General features: G+C 70.8%; 13 protein-coding genes. 6 read left to right on the top strand and 7 right to left on the bottom strand.

What is annotated here, in order from left to right; translation table 11 throughout:
- Positions 1 to 115 precede the first annotated feature (115 nt).
- Genes RCP38_RS18675 through RCP38_RS18660 form a run of 4 tightly spaced genes read left to right on the top strand, consistent with a single transcriptional unit; the run spans position 116 to position 2505 of the window.
- Positions 116 to 862, top strand: coding sequence for a hypothetical protein (locus RCP38_RS18675; protein ID WP_308474388.1), 747 nt, complete (start codon positions 116 to 118; stop codon positions 860 to 862).
- Positions 859 to 1608, top strand: coding sequence for a hypothetical protein (locus RCP38_RS18670; protein ID WP_308474387.1), 750 nt, complete (start codon positions 859 to 861; stop codon positions 1606 to 1608). Before RCP38_RS18675 ends, RCP38_RS18670 begins: the two co-directional genes overlap by 4 nt.
- A gap of 19 nt (positions 1609 to 1627) precedes the next feature.
- On the top strand, positions 1628 to 2203 hold the full coding sequence (locus tag RCP38_RS18665) for a cytochrome c oxidase subunit 3 (protein WP_308474386.1): 576 nt from the start codon (positions 1628 to 1630) through the stop codon (positions 2201 to 2203).
- Between the two features lie 2 nt (positions 2204 to 2205).
- On the top strand, positions 2206 to 2505 hold the full coding sequence (locus RCP38_RS18660) for a cytochrome C oxidase subunit IV family protein (protein WP_308474385.1): 300 nt from the start codon (positions 2206 to 2208) through the stop codon (positions 2503 to 2505).
- Positions 2506 to 2606: 101 nt separating this feature from the next.
- On the opposite strand, the gene RCP38_RS18655 is transcribed toward RCP38_RS18660, so the two are convergent.
- From RCP38_RS18655 to RCP38_RS18625, 7 genes are all read right to left on the bottom strand, one after another.
- A complete protein-coding gene (locus RCP38_RS18655) occupies positions 2607 to 5786 on the bottom strand; it encodes an arabinosyltransferase domain-containing protein (protein WP_308474384.1) in 3180 nt (1059 codons plus the stop codon).
- On the bottom strand, positions 5783 to 9064 hold the full coding sequence (locus RCP38_RS18650; RefSeq protein WP_308474383.1) for an arabinosyltransferase domain-containing protein: 3282 nt from the start codon (positions 9062 to 9064) through the stop codon (positions 5783 to 5785). The genes RCP38_RS18655 and RCP38_RS18650 overlap by 4 nt, the downstream gene beginning before the upstream one ends.
- Positions 9065 to 9267: 203 nt before the next feature.
- Complete coding sequence (locus RCP38_RS18645; protein ID WP_308474382.1) at positions 9268 to 9588, bottom strand: hypothetical protein; 321 nt, start codon at positions 9586 to 9588, stop codon at positions 9268 to 9270.
- Positions 9589 to 9984: 396 nt separating this feature from the next.
- On the bottom strand, positions 9985 to 13221 hold the full coding sequence (locus RCP38_RS18640; RefSeq protein ID WP_308477418.1) for an arabinosyltransferase domain-containing protein: 3237 nt from the start codon (positions 13219 to 13221) through the stop codon (positions 9985 to 9987).
- On the bottom strand, positions 13218 to 15053 hold the full coding sequence (locus RCP38_RS18635) for a galactan 5-O-arabinofuranosyltransferase (RefSeq protein ID WP_308477417.1): 1836 nt from the start codon (positions 15051 to 15053) through the stop codon (positions 13218 to 13220). Before RCP38_RS18635 ends, RCP38_RS18640 begins: the two co-directional genes overlap by 4 nt.
- Before the next feature lie 182 nt (positions 15054 to 15235).
- The gene (locus RCP38_RS18630; protein ID WP_308474381.1) at positions 15236 to 16000 is read right to left on the bottom strand and encodes a decaprenylphospho-beta-D-erythro-pentofuranosid-2-ulose 2-reductase; all 765 of its coding nucleotides are present in this window, start codon (positions 15998 to 16000) and stop codon (positions 15236 to 15238) included.
- Entirely contained in the window at positions 16001 to 17395 is a 1395-nt protein-coding gene (locus RCP38_RS18625) for an FAD-binding oxidoreductase (RefSeq protein ID WP_308474380.1), read from the bottom strand. It lies immediately after the preceding gene.
- Positions 17396 to 17472: 77 nt separating this feature from the next.
- Between RCP38_RS18625 and RCP38_RS18620 the strand changes: the two genes are divergently transcribed.
- Together RCP38_RS18620 and RCP38_RS18615 are read left to right on the top strand one after the other, a co-directional pair.
- Positions 17473 to 18033, top strand: a complete 561-nt coding sequence (locus RCP38_RS18620) for a hypothetical protein (protein ID WP_308474379.1) — start codon at positions 17473 to 17475, stop codon at positions 18031 to 18033.
- A 509-nt stretch (positions 18034 to 18542) separates the two neighbouring features.
- On the top strand, positions 18543 to 24410 hold the full coding sequence (locus RCP38_RS18615; protein WP_308474378.1) for a beta strand repeat-containing protein: 5868 nt from the start codon (positions 18543 to 18545) through the stop codon (positions 24408 to 24410).
- Positions 24411 to 24746 lie beyond the last annotated feature (336 nt).

The following is a 24746-nucleotide window of genomic DNA, read 5'->3' as shown; positions in this document are numbered from 1 at the left end:
GTTACGGCACGGAGGGTCAGAGGCGTTGTTGTCAATGGATATGCCCATGCGACATGCCTCACAAGAGACCGGTGTGACGATTCGATACTGACCAGGGTCAGTTAGGAGGAGTGCGGTGCAGATCCTGCAGGACGTTCAAGACCTGCCCGTCGCAGGCAACATCAAGGCCCAATGGGTCAGCCTGTGGACGGGCCCGGCGGTGGGATTGGTGCTGGTGGTGGCGATGCTGGCGTACCCGGGCTTCTGGCCACCGATGTCGCCGACGATGACCGCCGACCAGGTCGCCGCCTTCTACGCCGATCACACCGCCTGGATCCGATTCAGCCAGGTGACGTTCAACCTCTGCGGAATCATGGTGTTGCCGTTCTTCATGGTGATCGTCGTGCAGATGAAGCGGATGCGGACCCAGAGCCACATCTTCGCCTACTGCTACCTGACCGCGATCGTCAGCGGCGCCACCTTCTTCGCGCTGTCGAACGTCTTCTTCCTGGTCGCGGCGTTTCGGCCGGACCGTGATCCGAGCCAGATCATGCTTCTCAACGACCTGGCCTGGATCATGTTCATCGCGCCGACCGGCATGGTGCTGGCGCAGTTCCTGCTGCTGGCCGCCGCGGTCCGTTACGACGACGGACCCGACCCGGTCTTCCCGCGGTGGGTGGGGCCCTATTCGCTGGTCACCGGCCTGGCGATGATTCCGGCCACCGGCGCCGCGGTGTGCCAGACCGGGCCGCTGGCGTGGGACGGGCTGTTGTCGTTCTGGCTGCGCAACGGAGCACTGGCGGCGTTCGTCGTGGTGATGTTCTTCGTGCTGCGCCGCAGCGTGCTGCGCCAGGCGGTGGACGAAGGCGTGGTGGCCGGGTGAACCTGCTGACTCCCGACCGGTTCGTCGTCGACGCCGACGGCGCCCCGGCCGGCAAGCCCGACGTCCGGTTCCTGACGTGGTTCTTCCCGGTCTGGTACGTGGTTTTCGGTGTCATCATCTGCGTGCTGACCCGCGTCACTCCGCCGCCGCGCGCCGACGTCACGACGGCCGAGAAGGTCGCATTCTTCACCGATCATCACCTGTCCATCCAGGTCGGATTCGTCGCGCTGCTGATCCTGCTGGGTGGCGCCCCGATCACCAACGGCCTGGTGATGTACCACATGAAACGCATGTCGGTGGGCTCGGTGTTCGCCTACGGCTACATCGGCGGGATGGGCGTCGGCGCACTGCCCGGGTTCTTGCTGGTCGGGGTCTGCTTCCTGACCGCGACGTTCCGCCCGGACCGCGACCCGGAACTCATCGGCTGGCTCTACGACGTGGGCTTGTTGTCCTACAACGGATCGATGGGCTGCTTCACCACCGCCTATATCGTGCTGGCCATCGCGGTGCTGTACGACAAGAACGAGATCTTCCCGAAATGGTTTGGCTACGTGACGGTTTGGCAGGTCATGACCGAGGTGATCGCCACCCAGTTCTTCGTCTTCGACGCCGGGCCGCTGGCCTGGAACGGCGTGCTCGGCCTGTGGTGGGCGGTGGTGGTGTTCTCGGTGTGGCTCGGTGCGCTGGTCTTCGTGCTGCGCGACGCCACCGCTCGTGAACCGATCGACTCGCCGGGACTGGACTGAGACCGGGGAAGGAAAACCAATGCTGCAACTCGACGCTCTGACCGCCCCGCGGACCCGCCTGCCGGGCGACGTCCACATCTGGGTGATGGTGCTCGGCGATCTGGTCATCTTCGCCGGCTACTTCCTGATCTTCCTGGTCTACCGCGCCATGAGCCCGGACGAATTCCTGGCGGCCCAACAACATCTCAACGTCAACATCGGCGTCATCAACACCGTGGTGCTGTTGACCAGTTCCTGGTTCGTGGCCCGCTGCGTGCTGGCTGCGCGAGCCGACAACACTGACTCGGCGGTGCGGCTCGCCTATGCCGGGGCCGCGGGCGGCGTGCTGTTCATGATCTTGAAAAGCTATGAGTGGGCCACCAAGATCGTTGCCGGACACACCAATTCCGAGATGTTCTTCTCGTTTTACTACGTGATCACCGGAGTACACCTGGTGCACGTGCTGATCGGCCTGATCGTGTTGGGGATTGTGGTGCGAGAGCTGGGGAATCCCGGCCGCCGCCGCATCATGATCATCGAGTCGGGCGCACTCTACTGGCACATGGTGGATCTGCTGTGGGTCATCATCTTCGGTCTGCTCTACGTGATGAGGTGAACATGACAGTCTTGGCATCCCCCCGACCACCCGAGGAGACCGCGCGGTCGTTGACCTGGGTCTGGCTGGCGTTGGTGGCGATCACGCTCGGCTCGTGGACTCTGGCCCCGGCTCACCTGACGCACACCGCGCAGGCCAGTACGCCGGTCACGGCGCTGGTGCTGGTGCTGACGTTCGTGAAGTCGCGGATGATCTTCAGCCACTTCATGGAGGTCCGCACCGCGCCGCGCTGGGTTAAGCGGGCCACCGACGGTTGGCTGGCCGCGCTGCTGGTGACGGCGTTCGTGATCTACCTGTTCTGAGGTCGGTTCTGGGCGGGCCGATCGCCGGGCGCGAGCGTGCGTAGAATGCCGGTTTGACCCGGCGTGTCGTGTACAGACACGCACGCTCGCGCCAGTGAGGGCTAAGCCTTGATGCGGATCTCGCCGGGGGACCACCAGCCGCTGCGGGTGACGCTGCCGAGCTCGAGCTCCGCGGTCGTCGCCGGGGCGATCACCTCGAACTGCCGCAGCGAACCCCAGTCGCGGCCCCAGTCGTGGTTGAGGTAGGTCGCCATGACGTGCGCCCGCAGCAGCATGTCGGAGATGCCCAGCAGGCCGCCGTTGACGCCGTCCTGCCAGCTGTCGGTGTCCTGCTTCTTGGCGTTGTAGTCCGGGGTGATCCGGTACTTGGGCACCTCGGTGACGCCGTTGGCGTGCAGCATCGGATGCTGGCACGGGAACGCCAGGCCCACGGCCCAGTCCAGCAGCACCGGCTGCTCGGAGCCGACGTACTCCTGGAGGGTCTTGACCTCCGGCAGCCGCGGCGGGGTGAACGCGATCCAGTCCCGCGGGTTCAGCGACTTGTCCACCGCCACAATGCGAACGGCGACGGCGTCGGCCGGGATGTCGGCCCGCGGGTAGCGCAGGTTGCGCCACATCCGCGGCCACTCGCCGAACAGGTCGTAGGGCACCAGCCGCCCGCCGGGCACCACCGTGCCGTCGGGTCCGGGCACGCCGTATTCGAGCTGCACGTCCTGGCCGGTGGTGTAGCCCTTGAGCACGCTGTTGCCGGCGATGGTGCCGGCGGCGGTCACCGCGATCAGCGGATGCGCGTCATCGGCCGCGGGTAGCGAGTACCAGGCCGAGGTCAGCTTGGACTCCTGCTGGCCGTCGGTGGAGTAGCTGCCGGCCAGCGGGATGCGGGCCGGGTCCAGCCCGTAGGGCAGCGGCACCTTGGAACCGTTGACACCGGCCGTCTTCAGCTTCTTCGGGGCGTCCCAGTCGTAGTCGGTGCCCGGCTGGGTGACGGTGATCCGCAGCGACTCGGCCACCACCTTCTCCGGCACCCCGTTGGCGGTGAACCCGACCGGGTCACTGCCGCCCAGCGGGCCCAGCTCGCCGTACTCGCCGGGCAGCGGGGTCAGCGCGCCGTCGTTGGGGTCGGGCTCGACCAGCACGTAGTCGGCTTGACTGCAGCCGCCGAACAACCCGCGCACGTTGGCCAGGCCGTTGGAGTAGGTCGGGTATTCGCGCACGATCCCGGCCACCATCGACCCGACGAACACGCACACCATGAAACCGGCGGCCACCGGCACCGGCGCGGCGGTCAACAACCGCGCCGCCCGGCCCTCGCCGCGGTCCCGCGGCGCGAAGTGCAGCCAGGCCGCCCAGCCGGCCGTCACCGCGAACATCGCGAACAAGATGGTGCTGACGGTCATCCCGCCGATCCGCGGCATGTCGGCGTTGAACGGCACCCCGTAGCTGGAGACGTACCACCAACCGTTGGTGGTGGCGAAACACAGTGCCAACACGAACAGGACGGCCGCGGCGAACGCCATCCGGTTCCGCGACCAGCGCACCACCTGCCGGGAGACCAGCACCGTCGTCAGCGCCGCCATCGCCCCGGCCACCGCGGCGAACAGGCCCAGGTGGTGCACCCACTTGGTGGGGGCGAACATCAGCGAGAACATGGTCGCGAAGATCACGCCCATCAGCCGCCACACCGGCCCGCTGGCGATCCCGGGAATCCGCTTGCGCCGCAACATGACGAACATCGCGGTGAACAGGCACAGCAGGCAGATCAGCATGCCGAAGCGTCGCGACAGCGAACCGTCCACGGTCGGCAGGAACAGGTAGTAGTAGCGCAGGTTCTCGGTGTACCAGGCCTGGCTGGGGCCGATCGCGGTGCGCACCTTGGTGGCTTCCAGCACGGCGCGAATGGTCTGGTCGGCGAAGACCACGGTCAGGATCACCGCGCCGGCGGCCAGCAGCGGCGACACCAGTGGCCAGGTGCCGTGTACCCGGTGGCGGCGCACCAGGATTCGCAGCAGCGGGCGGCCACCGGCCAGCAGCGCGGCCACCGCGATCAGCCCGGTCGGCTGGATGCCCAGGGTGAACGCCGCGCAGATGATGGCCAGCGCCGCCGGGGTCAGCCGGCCGGAGATGATGGCCCGCTCCACCAGCACGTAGGTGATCAGCGAGCCGACCGCGATGATGCCCTCGGGGCGCAGGCCGTTGTTGAACGGCATCCAGGCCGCCAGCAGTGTCATGCCGGCCGCCCACAGCGCGGGCCGCGACGCCGCGACCGCCGGACCGAACCGGGGCAGCACTTCGCGGCTCAACAGCAGCCAGCACAGCAGCCCGGCGACCAGGTCCGGCAGTCGGATCCACAGGCTGGTGTCGGAGACGTGCGTCATCAGCGCCAGCAGGTTGTAGTACCAGCCGAAGGGGTCTTCGGGGCTGCCGAACCAGCGGAAGTAGTTGCTCATGTAGCCGGCGTGGTCGGCGACGCGCGCCATGCCGAGGATGTAGCCGTCGTCGCTGGAATTGGCCCCGATCACGTACCAGACCACGAAGCCCAGGACCACGGCCACGTCGGCGGCGCTGAAGAACCGCCAGCGCGACGGGATCAGCTTGTGCATCCGCCGGCCGTCGAGGCGGTCCAGGCGCCACAGCGCCAACACCGCGATCACCGTCGCCAGGATGGCGGTGTAGATCGCGATCCGCTTCAACGCGGTCGGCTGGGTGGTGAATCGGGTGTCGATCTCGGCGGTCAGTGAAAGACCCTCGGGGGCGGGGCCTTTCAGGTCGGAGAACACGCCGACGATCTGCGGGCGCAGGTTCGGGTCGCCCCAGCCGTAGCGTTGCGTGATCCCGCCGATGGTGGCGTAGGTGCCCTCGTGCGAGGAGGTGACCTCGATGTCGGTGCAGTCCGGTCCCTCCACCTTGGCCCGCGGGGCGGTGGCCAGCACCACGTTGCGGTCGGTGACGTCCACCCGCTTCTCGGTGACGGTGATGAACAGCCCGTTGAGCGCGGCGTCCTTTCCTTTGGCCGGCGCGGTGGACAGCAGCGTGCCGCCTTCTGCCGGCAGATCGCGCACCAGCGCGCACGGCGCCGTGACCGTCAGCGAGATCGGGGTCTGGGAGATCAGCGGGGCGTTGACGCTGCCCAGGTCGCCGTGTTGCGGCCAGTTCAGCGTGGCGGTGGTCTGCACCACCGGCAGCAGGGGGGTGGCCACCGACAGCAGGAAGCCCACCAGGCCGGCGATGACGGCCACCCAACGGGTCAGTGTGATGTCGCGGTCGGTCACGGGCGGCGTCATGGCAGTGCTCGAATCGGTCCGGGCCGGCTCCAGCCGGAAGCGGTGACGGTGCCCTGCTCGATCTGCGCGTCGGGCGCCGCCTTGGCGGGGATCAGTCGGTGGTAGGCCTCGACCGCACCCCAGTCGCGATACCAGTCATCGCGCAGGTAGGTCGGGACGGTGGTGGTCCACAGCATCGCCTGGGTGATCATGAACGGCCCGCCGTCCTCGGCGGACTGCCACAGGTTCGACGACGCCGCGGTCTGCTTGTGATCCGGCATGATCCGGTACTCGGGCAGTTCGGCGACGCCGAGATGTTCGCTGAACGGCCGCTGGCACGGGAAGTTCGCGGCGACGGCGATGTCCATCAGCACCGGGGTCTGCGAGCCCATCAGTTGCTGGATGGTCGCCACCACCGGCACCCGCGGCGGGGTGAACGCGATCCACTGTTCGGTGGACAGGTTGGGGTCGTTGGCGACGATGCGCACCACGTCGGTGCCCGGCGGCGCCCACGCCAGCGGGAACCGCAGGTTGCGCCAGGAGTTCTGCGGGCCGATGTCGATGGGCTCGACCTCGCCGCTGGACTGCACGGTGCCGTCGTCGGCGGTGGTGCCCCACTCGAGTTTCAGCGGCTGGCCGTAGTCGAGCTTGCCGTCCTCGCCGTGCGACCAGATGGCGCCGGCGGCGGTGACGACGACGATGGGCGCCCGGTCGCTCGACGGTTCCGGCAGCCGGTACCAGACCGAGGTGGCGTGCGCGGCCACCTGCTCCTGGTAGGAGCCCAGCACCGGGGTGAGCGCCGGATCCAGGCCGAACGGCAGGGCCACCCGGGAGCCGTTGACGCCGTCGGGGGCGTCGTCGGGGATCGTGCCGCCGGCGGTGCCCGCCGCGTCGCTCTGGTTCGCGCTGGGCTTGTTGGGGGAGGCGTCGGCGTTGGGCACACCGGGCTTGGCGATCACCGCCAGGCTGGTCAGGTCCTCGTCGACGGCGTTGGGGTCGAAGCCGTACGGGTCGGCGCCGCCCAAGGGGCCCAGCTCGCCGTAGGTCTGGCCCGGAACCGGTTGCAGCAGGCCCGCATTGGTGTCGGGTTCGGCCAGCACGTCGTCGGCCATGGCGCAGCTGCTCAGGCCCGACATCAGGGCTTCGGCGTTGGCCCGGGCGGTGGTGTAGGCCGGGTAGCGGCCGGCTGCGGCCTTGGCCATCGAGCCGACCATCAGCAGCACCATCAGGCTGGACACCACCAGTAGTGGGGTGGACGCCAGGATCCGGTTGCGCCGGGTCGGGGCCACCTGGGTGTGGCCGGCGTAGTCCAGCCGGAAGTGCTGCCAGCCGGCGAGCAGGCCGCCGGCGATCGAGGCCGCCAGGAACATCGACGTCACCGGGCGGCTGGCGATCACCGGGGGGATGTCGAACCACGGCACGCCGTAGCCGCCGACGTAGAACCAGCCGTTGACGCCGGAGGTCGCCCAGGCCACCAGGAACAGCAGCGCGGTGACGTAGAGGGTCATGTTGCGTCGGCTGTGCAGCCCGACGCGGGCGAAGGTGAACGCGGTGACCGCGGCCAGCGCGCCGGCCAGCCCGGCGAACCCGCCGAACTGCACCGCCCATTTGGTGGGGGTGAACGTCAGCAGCAGCAGGCCCACCGCGGTGGAGCCGATCAGCCGCCAGGCCGGGCCACCGGCCACCCCGCTGATCCGGCCGCGCCGCAGCAGGATCACCAGCATGGCGAACATGCAGAACAGCAGCACCAGCACGGCGAAGCGCCGCGTCATCGAGGCGTCGACGTTCTCCTCGACGGTCAGGAAGTAGTAGCGCAGGAATTCCTGGTACCAGGCGATGGTGGGGCCGACGACGTATTTGATGCGGGCGGATTCGGCGACCGCTGCCAGGCTCTGGCACCGGCACACCACGACCGCGATCAGCGAGGCCGCCGCGGCCAGCACCGCCAGCGGGGCCAGTAGGCCGTCGGTGCCGCGGCGTCGGCGGATCACGCCTTCGATGGCGCGCGAACCGGTCAGCAGCGGGGCCAGCGCGATCAGCCCGTGCGGGGCCAGCGTCACGGTGAAGACCGCCACCACGATGGCGAGCGCCGCGGGAACCAGTCGCCGGGTGGCGATGGTGCGCTCCACCAGCACCCAGACTCCCAGCGTGCCCAGGGCGATCAGCGGTTCGGGCCGCAGGCCGTTGTTGAACGGCAGCCACGCGGCCAGGAACATCATCGCGGCGGTGAGTACCGCGACCCGGTTGCCGGAGAGTCGGCCCAGGCGGGGCAGCATCACGCGGCTGATGATCAGCCAGCAGGCCATGCCGGCCAGCGTGGCGGGCAGTCGCATCCACACCCCGGCGGTGCTGATGGTGCTCAGGTGCCCCAGCAGGGTGGGGTACCAGTCGAACGGGGCCTCGGTGGTGCCGAAGAACCGGTAGTAGTTGGCGACGTAGCCGGCCTGGGCGACGTTGCGCGCCATGGTCAGGTTGTAGCCGTCGTCGCTGGAGATGGCGCCGATGACGTGCCACAGCGCCAGGGCGGCCAGCACGCCGGCATCGGCCAGCCAGATGACGGGGTTGGCCTTGAGCCGATGCCGCCAACTGCGCGGGGCGCGGTGTTGGCGGCGGTCCAGCACGCTCAGTGCCAGGATCGCGGCCAGCACCGCGAGCACGCCGAGGGCCATCACGGCGGCTTTGAGCGTGGTGGGGGCGGTGATGAACCGGGTGTCGATGTCGATGCGGGCGCTCAGGCCCGGCTGCGGGCCGATCTTCAGGTCGGTGAAGACGCCGCCGATCTGCGGTTTGTTCTCGGTCGGCAGGGTGCCGTTGGCGTCGGCGATGCCGACGAAGTCCGCGCCGACACCGCCGGCGTCGGCCCACAGGTGCAGTTCGGTGCAGTCGCCGAGCTTGCTGCGGGGGATCGCCGCGGCGACGTGGTCGCGGTAGGCGGCGGTGACGGTGGTCTTGTTGGCCAGCACGAACAGGCCGTGCGCGGTGGCGTCGACGCCGCCCGCGGGCACGGTGGACAGCACCAGGCCGCCCTTGTCGGGCAGGGTGGCGATGGCCGCGCAGGGGACGGTGATGTCCAGGCTGCGGGGTGCACCGGAGACCAGCGGGGCGGTGACGTCGGTGATGTGGCCGTCGGCGTCGAGTCCCTGCGGCCAGGCGATGGTCGCGGTGGTCTGTTCGACCGGGAGCAGCGGGGTGACGCCGCAGAGCAGGACGCCGGCGATCCCGGCTATCACCGCGATCAGCCGGGCGATCCGATAACGCTGCTGGGGCTGGTCCTGGGGCCGTTCTTGGGTGGAGGACACGAGCCTCGATGTTATGCGACCGGACTACCGGTACGGGGAACCCGTCCCGGCCGGGGCCGAACCGGTTCCGCGGGGCCCCGTTGCCCCCACCCGTCTCATCGGCCCCGGATGTCCCGTGCGTCCCGGGTCTGGACCATAGGGAGTTGTGCCCGCCTCTGAGCGACAGCTGGACGTTATGTCAGGCCGCGGGAGGGGTGGGGCGGCTACGGCGGCGCGCTCGGGACGTTGAGTTCGGCGGCGCGGGCGCGCAACGCCATCACGCGCTGATGCATCCGATGCTCGGTACTGCGCGGCATGTACGCCGGCCCGTAGCGGCCCCGCCCGCGGCGGTACACCCGGCCGATGTTGCATTCCCAGCGCAGCGCGTCCGAGATCGCCTTGGACGGCCGCCCGCGAACCGTGAAGCCGCGCGACTGCAGTTCGTCGGCCATCTCGCCGATGCTGGCCGGGCAGTCGCGGTGGTGCAGGAAAAGGGTGAGGACGTAGCGCAGTTCGATGCCGCGCAGTGTTATCGCGTTCGTCATGCACCCACGCTGGCACCGGGGTCCGACATGGTCGCCCGCGATAACGCGTTGTCGCTCAGAGGCGGGCACAACGCCACATGGTCCAGACCGGGGGCGCGAGGGGCAGGTGGGAACCGCGAGTCCGGTGGGGTGCCCGAGACGACGCCGGGTGGTACCCGAGGTAACGCGTTGTCGCTCAGAGGCGGGCACAACGCCACATGGTCCAGACCGGGGGCGCGAGGGGCAGGTGGGAACCGCGAGTCCGGTGGGGTGCCCGAGACGACGCCGGGTGGTACCCGAGGTAACGCGTTGTCGCTCAGAGGCGGGCACAACGCCACATGGTCCAGACCGGGGGCGCGAGGGGCAGGTGGGAACCGCGAGCCGGGCGGGACGCGCGGGACGACGCCGGGCGCCGGCTCAGTGCCGCAGCGGCGCCGGGCTCCACAACCCGGACCGCACCGCGGTCCCCAACTCCAGCTCCGCGACCGTCGCCGCCGGGTAGTACGGCGTCAACTGCTGCAGCGCGCCCCAGTCCCGGAACCAGTCGTGGTTCAGATAACTGGGCACCGTCGTCGCCCGCACCAACAACTCGGTGATCCCCAGCGGGCCACCACCGTTGTTGTCCATCACCGGCGAGTTCGCCTCCGCGCCGAAGCGGTCCGGCAGGATCCGCCACCTGGGCACCTCGGTCACCCCGTTGCGGTGCCCGAACGGCCGCTGGCACGGGAACGCCAACCCCACCAACCAGTCCAGCAGCACCGGATCCGACGAGCCCACCGTCTCCTGCAGCGTCTGCAGCTGCGGCACCCGCGGCGGGGTCACCGCGATCCAGTGCTGGGGCGCCAGGTCGTCGTCGCGGACCACCAGGCGGATCTGGGTGGCCTCGGCCGGAATCGCCGACAGCGGCGTCCGCAGGTTGCGCCACGCCGGCACCGCCCCGATGTCGCCGAAGTCCACGGTGCCGCCGGGCTTGTCCTTGGCGGCCCCCTCGTCGGTGGCCCACTGCGCGGTCACCTCGCCGCGGTCGAAACGGCCCGCGGCGGCCACCACCAGCAGCGGCCCGGCGTTGGCCCGGTCGGCCGGCAGCCGGTACCACGCCGAGCGCAGCTGCGCCGGCACCTGAATGCCCGCCCGCCAGCTGCCCAGCACCGGCACCCGGGCCGGATCCAGCTTGTAGGGCAGCCGCGCTCGGGAGCCGTTGATGCCCTCGCGGGCCGTGGTGCCGCCCTCGGTCCCGGCCTCGCCGCCGGAGACCTCCGCGTCGTCGTCGGCCAGCCGGCCCAACCCGGGCGGGCCGATCACCTGGTCGGCGGAGACGTCGGCGGGAATCCCGTTCGGCGTGAAGCCGACCGAGAACGTCGCCCCCAGGGCCTCGTCGACGGGCGCCGTGACCGGCGCGAGCATCCCGGCGTTGGGGTCCTGCTCCACCAGCACGTCGTCGGCCAGCCCGCAGGTCCGGCCGCTGCCCAGCACCGGGATCGCGGCCAGGTTGGACCGTCCCACCGTCCACGCCGGGTACTGCCCGATCATCGACGCCGTCAGCGACACCACCTCGAACAGGATCAGCACCCAGGAGGCGATCGCCAGCGGATACCCGGACAGCCCGGGCCGGCGCGGCGGCCGTTCGGCGCCGTCGACGAAGTGGAACCAGGCCGCCACCAGCAGCGCGCACACCGTCAGCCCCACCCCGATGGTGGCGAACGCCAGATGCCACTTGGGGAACGCGTTGGACCACGGCACCCCGAAGTTGGAGACGTACCACCAGCCGTTGACGCTGGCGAACGACAGCGCGGTGATGAACAGCACCACCGCGGTGAACATCGTCCGGTTGCGCCGCGAATGCATGGCTGCCGACGTCACCGCCACCGCGGCCAGCGCGCCCAGCGACCCGGCCAGCCCGGCGAACACCCCGAAGTGGTGCGTCCACTTCGTCGGCGTGAACATCATCGCGATGAACGAGATGATGGTGATCCCGATGATGCGTCGGCTCGGGCCGGCCGCGGTGCCGGGAATCCGGCCCTTGCGCAGCGCCATCGCCACGCTCACCGCCAGCGCCACCCCCAGCGCCAGCACCGGGAAGCGGCGCGCCACCGAACCGTCGGGCGTGGCCAGGAACAGCCGCTCGTAGCGGACGTGCTCCTCGAACCAGGCCAGGCTGGGCCCGACCGCCGACTTCAGCGTGGAGGCCTCGATCTCGCCGGCCAGGGTCTGATCGCGGAAGATCACGATCGCGGTGATCGACACCGCCGCGGCGATCGGCGCCAGCAGCGGCGCCAGCCCGAACTGCTTGGACCGCCGGTGCAGGATCGTGCGCAGCGGCCCGATCGCCACCAGCAGCGCGCCGATGGACGCGATCCCGGTCGGCCCGGAGAACAGCGTCATCGCGCCGATGATGCAGGCGATCGCCAACGGCAGCAGCCGGCTGGTGGCCACCGCGCGCTCCACCGAGCACCAGGTCGCCAGGATGCCCAGCGCGATGATGGGCTCCGGCCGCAGACCGTTGTTCAGCGGCAGCCAGAACGCCAGGAACATGCCCGCCGCGGTCCAGGCCGCCGGCCGACTGTGTTTGACCGCATGACCCAGGCGCGGGATCACCTCGCGGCTGATCAGCCACCAGCAGGCCAGCGCCATGCCCAGGGTGGGCAGTCGCATCCAGATGCTGGTGGTCGAGACGTGCGACCACACCGACAGCAGGTCGTAGTACCAGCCGAACGGCGCCTCGGGCGTGCCGAACCAGCGATAGAAGTTGGCCATGTAGCCGGCGTCTTCGGAGATGCGCGCCATGGTCAGGATGTAGCCGTCGTCGCTGGTGTTGGCGCCCACGAAATGCCACCACACCAACACCGCGGCCACCAGGGCGTCCAACGGCGTCGCCGACCACCAGCGGGCCGGCAGGAACCGCCGGTGCCGGGTGTGGTCGGCGGTGTCCAACACGTGCAGGGCGATCAACGCGATCAGCGTCATCGCGACCCCGAGGATCATCGCGGCCAGCTTCAGCGGCGTCGGCGCCGAGGAGAACCGGGAATCGACGGTGGCGTGGAATTCCAGGCCGTCCGGCGCCGGGCCGGCCAGGTCGGTGTAGACGCCGACGATCTGCGGCCGGAAGTCATAGCCGCTGCGGGTCCCGGTCAGCGGCGAACCGGGCTTCTCGGCGGTGGGCCCGTACTTGAGGCCGACGAACTCGGCGGTCACCCGGTCGGCGTGCGCGGTGAAGGTCAGCTTCTGGCACGCCGGGCTCAACACCTGGGCCAGCGGTGCCACCACCACCGGGACGTTGCGCACCACCAGCACCAGGTCGTCGTTGACGCGCTCGATCAGCAGCCCGCGGTCGACGGCCTTGGGCGCCTGCTTGGGCACCGTGGACAGCAGCACCGACTTGGCCGGGGTCAGCCCGGCGGCGGCCTGGCACGGCACGCTGATGTCCAAGTCGGTGGCGACGTAGCTGATCAGCGGAGCCTGCACGCTGGACAGCTGGCCGTTCTGCGGCCAGTTGAGTTCTGCGGTGGTCTGTTTGACCGGCAGTAACGGGGTGAGGATCGCCAGGAGGGTGCCCAGTACGCCGGCGATGACGGCGACGGCCCGAGCGATACGGTAATCGGCGCGCGTATCGGTCACGGACCAGATGCTATCGGGGAGCCCGTGGCGACCTGTCAGGTGCGGACGGCCAGCACGAACGGCCCGATCTTCTCGACGCGGAATCCCGGCCCGGCGAACAGCGCCGCATCGAGTTCCACGGTGTAGCGCCGCACGTTGGGATGGTTGGGGTAGACGTCTTTGGCGAGCCGCAACGTGTAGGTGTCACCGGCGCCGGGTCGCATCAAAAACACCGTCGGCGCCGGCCAGGCCAGCTGGTCGAGTGCCCGGGTGAACTGTGCGGGCGTCTCCAGCTTCGACCAGGACTCGATGGCGGCGGCGCGTGCGGAGAACTGCGCCAGCGGGTTGGCGTAATGGCTTGTCAGCCCCTGGAAGCCCCAGTAGGGGTAGTAGGACAGGAAGCTGTAGTCGGCGGTGAGCACCACGGTCTGGTTGCGGGGCTTGCCGGTGGCTTTCGCGATGGCGGCGTCGACGGCCTCGTAGTACTTGGCCGGGCCGGGCGGGCGGCGGTCGCCGCGTTCGCCGTGGCCGTCGGTGTCGGTGTAGGCCACCGTGATGTCGGGCCGCAGCACCTCGGGGATGTCCTGGGTGAAGGCCAGCGCCCCGGCCAGCCCCACCGCCGTCGCCGCCGGATGCACTAGTCGGTGCCAGCCCTGGGCGGCCTGCCCGAGCGCCCGCGCACCCTCGACGAAGCCGAACACTCCGGCGGTGGCCAGCAGCACCGTCAGCGTCGGCTGCAGCCGGAAGCTCAGCAGTGTGGTGCGGGCCAGCGTGGACAGCATCGACAGCAGCGACCACAGGTAGATGCCGATCACGCCGACGGCCAGCGCGCCCGCCCGCGTCGAGGAGCGCGCCTTGACCACCAGCCACAGCGTGCCCAGCAGACACAGCGCGCCGAGCAGGGTGAACTGCAGCATCGGGAAGGACAGTTCGGCGCCGTCGCCGGGCAGGTAGTGCAGCGCGCTGCCGGTGTCGCTGACCGGGTGGTGACGGGTGGCCAGCAGGTAGGGCGTCCAGGTGATGGCGGCGATGGCGGTGGCGATCACCCCGATCACCGCCAGGCGGGCCAGCGGGGCCAGGGTGCTGCGCAGCCCGGCGCGGCGGTAGGCCCGTGACGCGGCCAGCAGCAGCGCCATCAGCACCACGGTGAACGCGCTGTAGGCCACCAGCAGCGTGTAGAAGGTGGCGGCGAAGCCCAAAAACACCCCGGCGCCGGCGATCGCGCCCCAGCCGCGGCCGCGTGCGCGCAGCCCCGACCAGGTCAGGATCAGCACCGGCGGCAGCAGCAGGGTGATCATCGCCGCGTAGGGCTCCGGTGAGCTGTAGGCCAGCGTTACCGCGACGCCGGCGAGCGTGGCCAGTAGCGCGTACTCGAAGCGGATCATCCGGTTCCACAGCACCAGGGCGATCGCGGCGGCCACCGCCATCGAGGTGATCGCCCACGGCTTGTACATCTCCCACGCCGGCATCCCGGTCCACGCCGCGGCGCGCCCGCCCAGCCAGAACCAGCCCGGCGGGTAGTACGGCGGCAGACCCAGATAGGTCATGTCGGCCAGCGCGGGGCTGTCGGTCAGCCGGGTCAGGTATTCGGTGCGGAACTGCTGGTCCACCGAGATCCCGAACAGGTAGAGCTTGGTGGCGCCCAGCGGCATCGCCAGTGTCACCACGCTGAACGCGCTGGTGAAGGTGATCGCCGCCAACCACGCCAGGGCGCGTCGGCCCCGTCGCCAGGCCAGCCCGGCGGCGGCCAGCCCGGCCAGGCAGCCGACCTGCCCGACGGTGGTCAACGCGTGCAGTTGGTTCGACGACGGATATGCCGGCCACTGCACGCGGGCGATGGCCACCAGTGCGACGGCGGCGACGACGACGGCGATGGCGGCGGCCAGCAGCATCTGGGCCAGGGTGTTCAGGACACTACGCACGGTCACCTCCAGCCCCAACTGTCACGGGAAAAGGGATGTATGCCGTGATGCCCGCCTCTGAGCGACAACGGTTGTCGCTCAGAGGCGGGCACCTCGTTACAGCCTTCCGCCGCGAGACGCGTGTGACGCACGAGGCCGGCGCGGCTCATCGGCTAGATCGGCAGCCGGCGGAAGATCGCTCGCGGCACATGCCGCAGCGCCATCATCACGTAGCGGAACGCCCCGGGCGCCCAGACGATCTCCTTGCCGCGAGCCGCGGCGGCCACCGCCAACTCGGCGACGTCTTCCTTGTCGACGGTCAGCGGCGCCTCTTTGACGTGTGCGGAGAACCGGGTGCGCACCTGGCCGGGGCGGATCACCAGCACCCGCACCCCGTCGTCGCGCAGCGCGTCGCTCAGCCCCAGATAGAAGCCGTCGAGCCCGGCTTTGGTGGAGCCGTAGACGAAGTTGGTGCGACGCACCCGCTCGCCGGCCACCGAGCTCATCGCGATGATCTGCCCGGAGCCCTGGGCGCTGAGCTTGCCGGCCAGCAGCACGCCCACCGACACCGCCGCGGTGTAGTTGATCGAGGCGACCGCCACGGCCTTGGCCTGGTTGTGCCAGAGCTCCTCGGCGTCGGCGTCCATGCCGAAGGCCACGATCGCCACGTCGATGTCGCCGGCGCTGAAGGCGTCCTCGATCATCGCCGGGTGCCCGGCGGTGTCGAGGGCGTCGAAGTCGATCACCCGCACCGAGCGCGCCCCGGCGGCCTGCATCGCGGCCACCGCGTCGTCGCGGCCGGGGTCGCCGGGCAGGCAGGCCAGCACCACGTTGGCCGCGGCGTTGCGCAGGTAGCGCGCACAGATCGCCAGGCCGATCTCGGATGTGCCACCCAGCACCAGAATCGACTGGGGGTTACCGGTCGCGTCGAACACCATTTACACAAGCTCCAAACGTCGGGCCATATCGGATACGAAGACCCCGTCGGGGTCGACGCGACGGCGCACCGCGATCCACTCGTCGATACGCGGGTACATCGCGTGGAAGTTCTCCGCCGTGGTGCGCGAGTCCTTGGCGGTGTAGAGCCGCCCGCCGAACTGCAGCACCCGCCGGTCCAGGTCGTTGAGGAACTCGTTGAGCCCGGGCTTGATCCGGAAGTCCACGCAGACGTTCCAGCCCGGAATTGGAAAGCTCAGTGGCGCTTGGTTTCCCGGTCCGAACAGCTTGAACACGTTGAGGAACGACGAGTGTCCGCTGGCCTGGATGTCGCGCATGATGGCCTTGAACTCGTCGACCGCTTCGGTGGGCACCACGAACTGGTACTGCGCGAAACCGGCCGAACCGTAGGCCCGGTTCCACTCACCGACCATGTCCAGTGGGTGATAGAACTGCGTCAGGTTCTGCGCCTTGGCCCGGTAACTGGCGGATTTGCGGTACCACAGCTCGGTCATGGCGCCGAAGATCAACTTGTTGCCCAGCCCGCTCGGGAAGATGTCGGGGGCGGTGAAGAACTGCGGCGCATCGAATTTCAGCGGATCGCGGGCCAGCTTGTCCGGCAACTGGTCCAGCGTCGCCAGCGAACCCCGCGAGATGGCGGCCCGGCCCAGCTTGGGTGGCGCGCTGATCGCGTCGAACCACGCCGAGGAATAGGTGTAGTTGGCCTCGCTGCCGTCGCTGTGGAAGGCGATGGTCTCGTCCAGCCCGGAGGTCACGTCGCCGTCGGCGATGAAGTACGCGGTCTCGGTGGGGGTCATCGCGATGACCACCCGCAGGATGATCCCGGTCAGCCCGTTGCCGCCGACGGTGGCCCAGAACAGGTCGGCCTCGGGGCCGTCGGGGGTCAACTCCCGCACCGTGCCGTCGGCGGTCAGCAGTTGCATCGACACCACATGGTTGCCGAAGCTGCCGGCGCTGTGGTGGTTCTTGCCGTGGATGTCGCTGGCGATCGCGCCGCCGACGGTGACCTGCCGGGTTCCTGGCAGCACCGGCACCCACAGGCCCAGCGGCAGGGCGGCGCGCATCAACTGGTCCAGGTTCACCCCGGCGTCGACGTCGACCAGCGCGGTGTCGGCGTCCATCGAATGGATCCGGTTGAGCGCGGTCATGTCGACGACCAGCCCGCCGCCGTTCTGGGCGTTGTCGCCATAGGAGCGGCCCAGCCCGCGGGCGATCACACCGCGTTGGTTTGCGGGACCCCCGGAATCGGCCGCGTGGGCCACCGCCTTGGCGATGACGTCGACGTCCGGGGTCGACAACACCTGCGCCACGCTCGGTGCGGTGCGGCCCCATCCGGTCAGGCGGTGTCCGGTGGTTTCGAAATCAGTGCTCGACATCGCACATGAGGGTACCGCCCACCCGCCGGAACCCGGTTCGGCGTGACTAATCGGGTATCGCCCGTTAGGATCGCGCAATGCCTGAGACTCCTGCTTCTGATTCTGCCCCGACGGCCAAGACTGCCAAGCCCAAGACCGGCGGTTTTCCGCAAAGTTCCACCTCAGCCCCCGGGCTGTCGGTGCCGACCATCGCGGCGCTGGCGCTGGCTGTGATCGGTATCGTTCTGGCGATCTTCGGCTGGTTCTACCCCTCGTCGACGCCGAAGTTCTCGGCCGAGCAGACCGCCGAGGCCAAGGACAAGGTCTGTGCCGCGCAGGAGACCGTGCGTCGCAGCAACCAGCTGAACACCAACATGCGCAACCCGCTGCCGGGCGAGATCCTCGGTGACATGGCGGTGGGCACCAGCGCCCGCCTGGCGCTGCTGGCCGGTGGCACCTACCTGCACCAGAGCCTCGAGTCCAACCCGGCCACCCCGGCCGACCTGGCCGCCGAGGTCGCCGCGGTGGGCGACACCCTCGAGGCGCTGAGCGTCAACTACCTGGCCGGCCACGCCCCCAACGACGAGGTGCAGCAGCCGCTGCGCGACCAGCTCGGTGAGGGCCTGCAGAAGGTGTTCGAGCTCTGCAAGTCGGAGTGATCCGCTTCTAGATTCGGGATTTCAGCCCCGGTTGCGCCACTGGCGCGGCCGGGGCTGATTCATTGGGGGTAGGGGAGCCCAGGGGGCGGGTCGGGGCAGAGGCAGTGACGGACCGGCGAGAGGCCGCGGCGGGCCGGGGAAGACGGCTGCAGCGCCTCGTCGAAGCCGGCCGCGACAGGCCTTCCGGGCGTCCCGCGGCTATCTACTGATAAGTTTCCTTATCGTAAATAAGTGACGTTATCGCAGGTGAGAGTAGGTGCTCGGGTAACACCCGTTAACTGTCGAGTAGTTGCGAGTAACCTGGAAGATGTCTGCAACTAGCAGATTACTCATTAACATCTGTCCAGCGGGTGACCCGTATCACCGCAGGTGAGAGTAGATTTCCCGCCGTCCTACCGTCGCGATCTCCACAAGATTCGACTCGGGTTGACCGAAGACGATTCACTGTTAACATCCCTTTTCGTTCAGGTTGAGCACACGAATTTCGAATTCAATTAGGGGTGGGTGTTATGGCGCGTCATCGCCGGAGCAATTTCAAGGGCCGTCGCAGTAGCCGGCTGTTCGGGGCGGGCAGCGCTATCGGCGCGTTCTTCGCCTTCGGGATGGGACCGTGGGCTCCGCCGCCGGCGCATGCGGACTTCGACGACGTGCTGATCGACCTGTTCGGGACGGACCTGGGCGAGGGCTTCGCCGCGCTGGGCGCGAACCTGGGCGACCAGGACGCCTGGGCGACGGTGCTGGACCCGGCCGACTGGACGGCCTTCTTCGGCAGCCTCGGCGACCAGTCCACCTGGGACGCGGTGCTGGCCGACCTGGACCTGAACGCCGGCGCGGCCGACTTCAGCCTGCCGGGCGCGGCGGACGGCTCCTTCGACTGGAGCCAGGTCAACTGGCTGGTGCCGTTCGGTGACGGTGCCGACGGCACCGCCGCCGACCCCGACGGCGGCGCGGGTGGCTGGCTGTACGGCAGCGGCGGCGACGGCTGGGACGCCGACGGCACCGATGGCGACGACGGCGGCAACGGGGGTCAGGCCGGCCTGTTCGGCGGGGACGGCGGTAACGGCGGCGACGGCTACGGCAGCGGTGACGGCGGCGCCGGTGGGGCCGCCGGGCCGTTCTCCTGGTTCACCTCCGGCGGTAACGGTGGTGCCGGCGGTGACGCGGGCGGCAACGGTGGCGCCGGTGGCGACGCCTCGCAATGGGGCGGCTTCAGCACCGCCGGTAACGGCGGCGACGGCGGCGCGGGCGCGGTTGGACTCGCCGGTGCGGTGGGCAGCTTCGCCAATGGCGGCGACGGCAACGGGGGCACCGGCAAGGCTGGCGGCACGGGCGGTAACGGTGGCGCCGGCGGTAAGGGCTCGATGCTGTTCGGCGCGGGCGGCAAGGGCGGTGCGGGCGGTATCGGTGGCGCCGGTGGCGTCGGCGGTACCGGGGCGGCCGGGACCGCCGGCACCGCGAGTGACCCGGACGGCACGGACGGCGGTAACGGCGGTCAGGGCGGCGAAGCAGGGGTCGGCGGCAAGGCCGGTGCCGGGGGCGCCGGCGGCTGGTTCGCCGCCAAGGGTGCCGACGGCGCCGCCGGGACCGAGGGCGCCGGCGGTAACGGCGGCCAGGGCGGCGTCGGTGGCGCCGGATACGACGCGGCCGGCGACCCGACTGCGGAGCCGGGCACCGACGGCGGAAACGGTGGTTCCGGTGGCAATGGTGGCGCTGGCGGTGAGGGCGCCACGGAGGGCGAACACGGTGCCGGTGGAATCGGTGGCGCGGGCGGGAGCGGCGCCGACGGTGCCGAAGGCCGGACCGGCGACGCCGGTACGGCCACCGACCCGACCGGTGGTGCGGGCGGCAACGGCGGTACGGGCGGTAACGCCGGAGCCGGTGGTGCCGGCGGTGACTCCGGTGATGGCGAGCACGCCGCAGCCGGTGCGGACGGCCACGCCGGTGTGGGTGGCAACGGCGGCGTCGGTGGCGCCGGCTATGACGCCGCCTCCGACCCGGACGCGGTGCCCGGTACCAGCGGTGGCGACGGCGGCGTCGGCGGTAACGCGGGCCTGGGCGGCCTCGAGGTCGGCGGCACCCGGGCGGCGGCCGGTGCGGCCGGCGTCGGCGGCGACGGTGGCGACGGCGCGGCCGGTGCAGCCGGCAACGCCGGGGTGGCCGGCACCAACGGCGGCAACGGCAGCACCGGTGGCCGCGGTGGCGACGGCGGCAACGGCGGGCAGGGCGGCCTGGAGGCCGACGGCGAGACGCAAGCCCTTCGGGGTGACGGTGGCAACGGCGGTGCGGGCGGTGTCGGCGGTGACGCCGCCAAGGACGCCGATGGCGACTTCATCGGCAACGGCCTGAGCCCGGCGCACACCGACGCCACCGGCGTGGGCGGTTCCGGTGGTGTCGGTGGCACCGGTGGCACCGGCAACCAGGCCGGCAGCGGCGGCACCGGTGGTGCAGGTGGCCGCGGTGTCTACGGCGGTACCGGTGGCAACGGCGGTACCGGCGGCGCGGTCGGTGACGACGGTGTCGGTGGCAACGGCGGTACCGGTGGTGCCGGTGGTGAGGGTTCCGGCCACGGCGGCTACGGCGGCCAGGGTGGTGCCGGCGCGAACGCGACCGGCAGCGACACCGGCGGCCGGGGCGGTGACGGTGGCGTCGGCGGTGACACCACCGGCGACGGCAACATCGGTTCCGAGGGAACGCTGGCCGGCGGGCACGGCGGCAACGGCGGCGTCGGCGGCAGCTCCGAACAGGGCCAGGCCGGTGCCGGTGGAAACGGTGGCGACGGCGGCGCCGGTGCGCCGGTCGACAGCACCGACCTCGACAGCCTCTCGACGGCGAGCACCGGGGGGTCGGGCGGTACCGGCGGCGACGGTGGTGAGACCACCGACGGCACGGCCGGTGCAGGTGGCACCGGTGGTGACGGCGGCGCGGGTGCGCTCACCGGTGGTCACGGTGGCGCCGGCGGTAACGGTGGCGCGGTGGCCACCGACGGTGACGGCACGGCCGGTGCGGGCGGCAACGGTGGGGCCGGCGCCGACGGCGGTGCCATCGGTGACGGCACGACCGGCGGCAACGGGGGCGCCGGTGGGGCCGGGGCGGCCGCCGACGGTGCGACCGCGGGCCGGGGAGGCGGCGGTGGCGGCGGCGGGGGAGGCGCCGTCATCGCCGGCCTGGACGGCGCCACCGTCACCGACAGCACCGCGACCGGTGGTGACGGCAGCGACGGCGCGGCCGGCAGCACCACCGGCGTGGGCAGCGACGGCTCCACCGGCGGTGGCGCGGCCATCGTGGCCAATGGCGCCGGCAGTGGTATCGCGCACAGCAGTGCTACCGGCGGCAACGCCGGATCCGGTGACGCCAAGGGCGGCATCGGCGGTGGTGGCGGCGGCGCGCTGATCGTGGCTGCCGACGGCGGGTCGGTGAGCTACGCCGACGCGGTCGGCAACTCCGGTGGGGACGGCACCGACGGCGGGACCGGCGGGCTCGGCGGCGCCGGGCTCATCCAGGCCAACGGCGGCGTGATCACCGGTGACACCGACACCGGCGTCAACAGCACCGCCACCGGCGGGGCCGGCGGTGACGGCAGTGACGGCGGCCAGGGCGGCGTCGGCGGTCAGGGCGACCTGTGGGCCAACTCGGGTGGTACCTCTTACGGCCAGGTCACCGGTGGTAATGCCGGCGACGGCACCGGTGCGGACAGCCTCGGCGGTGACGGCGGCCAAGGCGGCATCCAGAGCGCCGACGGCGCCATCGCGCACGGTGTTGGTACCGGCGGCGATGGCGGCGACGCTACCGACGGTGGTACCGGCGGCACCGGCGGCATCGGCGCGGTGGGTGCCAACGGAGTCGGGTCCAACGCCTTGGGCACTGCGCAGGGCGGTGACGGCGGTGACGGCGACGGCGCTGTCGGGACCGGCCTCGGCGTCACCGGCGCGATGGGCGCGGTGGGAGCCGGGAACGGCGGCATCGTCGCGGACAGCACAGCCAGCGCCGGTGATGCCGTCGGCGAGCAGGCCGGCGGCAGGGCGGTGGTGATCGCGTCCAACGGCGGCTCCATCACCGGCAGCACCGCGACCGGCACCGACGCCAGCGGCACCGCTATCGGTGGTTCGGCCGAGATTACCGCCACCGGCAGCGGCACGGTGATCGACAGCACCGCGACCGGCGGCAACGCCGGCACCGGTGACGACAACGGTGGCACGGGCGGCGCCGGAGGTTACGCGATGATCGGCGCGGACCAGGGCGGTACCGTTCACGACGCCTCGGCCACCGGCGGCAACGGCGGCGACGGCACCGACGGCGGTGCCGGTGGTGGCGGCGGTAGCTCCGCGGTCACCGCGGGCATGTCCCTCGGTGCCGGGGGTACGACCACCGGCGCGGGAATCGGTGGCGACGGTGGGGACGCCGACGGCGCCGGCAGCACCGGGGGCATCGGCGGGGCCGGCAGCCTGGCATCGGGCTACGCCAAGTACGACCTCGGCGGCGACAACGGATCGGTCGACGGCACCGCGCGTGGCGGTGACGGCGGCGACGGCCACGGCGGTAGCAACGGCGGTGGCCACGGCGGCAACGGCGGACAAGCCAGTGTGATCGCCGGTGGAACCGATGCGAAGGCCACCGGCGAGGCCTACGGCGGCCAGGCCGGTGACGGCTACGACGGCGGCACCGGCGGCAACGGCTACAGCGGCCAGGTCGGCGCGCTCAACGACGGCGCCACGGCTGATGGCATCGCCACCGCAGGTCGGGGCGGCGACGGCACCGGATTGACGTCCGGCGGCGACAGCGTGGTGGGTGGCCAGGGCGGTTACGCCTACATGCAGGCTCTGGGTAAGGACTCGGAGATCTCAGGCAGCACCGTCACCGGCGGTCGGGGCGCCGATGGCGAAGACGGCGTCAACGGGAAGGTGGCCTCCGACACCAAGATCCGGGCCGAGGGCGAGGGTGACACCGTCGTCAACACCCATGTCACCGGTGGCGACAGCCTGGGCGACGTGCAAGGGCCGGGCGCGCAACTCGTCGTCACCGGCGGCCATGTCGCCGACAGCACGATAACCGCGGGCCAGACCTCGGAGACCGCGCTGGGCGGCTCGACCCAGCTGCACGTCACCGGCGGCGGGACCGTCACCGACACCCACCTCACCGGCGGCGACGGCGATTCCGGCGGCACAGGTAAGGGCGGCGCGGCCAACCTCAGCGTCGACGGTGGGACGGTCTCCGGCACCACCTTCGACGGCGGCGATGGCAGTGACACGGCCAACGGTGGAGCGGCCGTCGGCACGGTCTCCGGAGCGGACAGTTCGGTGAGCGACACGCAGGCGACCGGTGGTAACGCCGGATTCGGCGACGACAGTGGCGGTAAGGGCGGTGCCGGCGGCAAGGCGGTCGTCACCGCGACGAACGACAGTGCGGTGCACGATGCCACCGTGCACGGCGGCAATGGTGGAAGCGGCACCGACGACGGTACCGGTGGAGCCGGTGGCGAAGCGGATGCCGAGGCTACCGGCGTCAACAGTGACGTCTCGGGCACCGTGACCGGTGGCGCGGGCGGTACCGGCGATGCCGGCAAGGGCAACACCGGTGGTAAAGGGCAGATCTTGGCCTTCGGCAACGAGTCCTCGGCCTCCGGCGAGGCGACCGGCGGCCGCGGCGGCGACGGTATCGACGGCGGTACCGGTGGAACGGGCGGCCTGGGCGATGTCATCACCTTCAACGCGTCGAGCACCGCATCGGGTACCAGCTTCGGCGGAGACGGCGGGGCCGGTCACGACGGCGGCATCGGCGGTGCCGGTGGGCAGGGCCACATCTCCACCGACGTCGACGAATACACCCAGCCGGGCGGGTCGGCTAGCGGTACCACCTACGCCGGTGACGGCGGCGACGGCTACGGCGCCAAGGGTGGCGCCGGCGGCATGGCCTGGGTTGACAGCTTCCGGGCCGGCGACGCCAGCGGCACCAGCACTGCCGGTGACGGCGGGGACGGTGGCGCCAACGGTGCCGACGGCAGCCACGGCGGGGCCGGCGGGGACGCAGGCATGGCTCTGATCCAGAACGCCGCCAACGCCGAGGTGACCAGTGGTGACGGTGGCGACGGCGGTGCCGGGGGCGTCAACGGTGCGGTCGGCGGCCAGGGCGGTGCCGGCGGTCTGGCCAGCATCAAGCACGGTGACGGGCTCAGTGCCACCAGTGGTAGCGGCGGCGACGGCGGCAACGGCGGCACCAAAGTCACCAGCGCGTCCAACGGCGCCGGTGGGGCCGGCGGTGCTGGCGGTGCCTCGCAGAACGCCCCCGAGGGCGGCACGGCCGGCGACGGGCAGGACGGCACCGACGGCCAGGCGGATGGCACGAAGGGCACCGCCGGCGCCGCCGGGACGCCCGCGACCTAAACCAACCCAACTCCACCAACCCCCTCGGCCCGGTCACCACGACCGGGCCGAGGTGCGTTCGGCGTCGCCGCCCTCATCCGGGTACCACCCGCCGTCTGTGACGCCGATCACACCCTAGGTCGGTGCGCGGCCCCGAGGGGATCCTGTCGGGCTTCTCCCTGAGCGAAACCCCATACGGGGTGAACGGGTATTTCAAATCGGCTGGATTTTCGCTAAGCGGACCCAGAATCCTGAAAGCCAGTTCAACGCCCATTTCTCCGGGCTACTCCACTGCGGTTTGGGGTAATTCTCTACTCATAGACAAGCTATGACCCAGCAAACCGGTTGGTCGACCGG

Origin of the sequence: Mycolicibacter sp. MU0083, assembly GCF_963378075.1 — a bacterium.
GTDB lineage: Bacteria > Actinomycetota > Actinomycetes > Mycobacteriales > Mycobacteriaceae > Mycobacterium > Mycobacterium kokjensenii.
Note: the sequence above shows the minus strand (reverse complement) of the source record. Positions and strands in the feature narration are given on the sequence as shown.

Bases quoted from the DNA above. Each gene is read 5' to 3' on its own strand.
- RCP38_RS18655 (WP_308474384.1), bottom strand. From the start codon at position 5,786: ATGACGCCGCCCGTGACCGACCGCGACATCACACTGACCCGTTGGGTG.
- RCP38_RS18630 (WP_308474381.1), bottom strand. From the start codon at position 16,000: ATGGTGTTCGACGCGACCGGTAACCCCCAGTCGATTCTGGTGCTGGGT.
- RCP38_RS18635 (WP_308477417.1), bottom strand. From the start codon at position 15,053: ATGCTGCTGGCCGCCGCCATCGCCGTCGTCGTCGCCGCCGTCGCACTG.
- RCP38_RS18645 (WP_308474382.1), bottom strand. From the start codon at position 9,588: ATGACGAACGCGATAACACTGCGCGGCATCGAACTGCGCTACGTCCTC.
- RCP38_RS18665 (WP_308474386.1), top strand. From the start codon at position 1,628: ATGCTGCAACTCGACGCTCTGACCGCCCCGCGGACCCGCCTGCCGGGC.
- RCP38_RS18615 (WP_308474378.1), top strand. From the start codon at position 18,543: ATGGCGCGTCATCGCCGGAGCAATTTCAAGGGCCGTCGCAGTAGCCGG.
- RCP38_RS18625 (WP_308474380.1), bottom strand. From the start codon at position 17,395: ATGTCGAGCACTGATTTCGAAACCACCGGACACCGCCTGACCGGATGG.
- RCP38_RS18620 (WP_308474379.1), top strand. From the start codon at position 17,473: ATGCCTGAGACTCCTGCTTCTGATTCTGCCCCGACGGCCAAGACTGCC.
- RCP38_RS18660 (WP_308474385.1), top strand. From the start codon at position 2,206: ATGACAGTCTTGGCATCCCCCCGACCACCCGAGGAGACCGCGCGGTCG.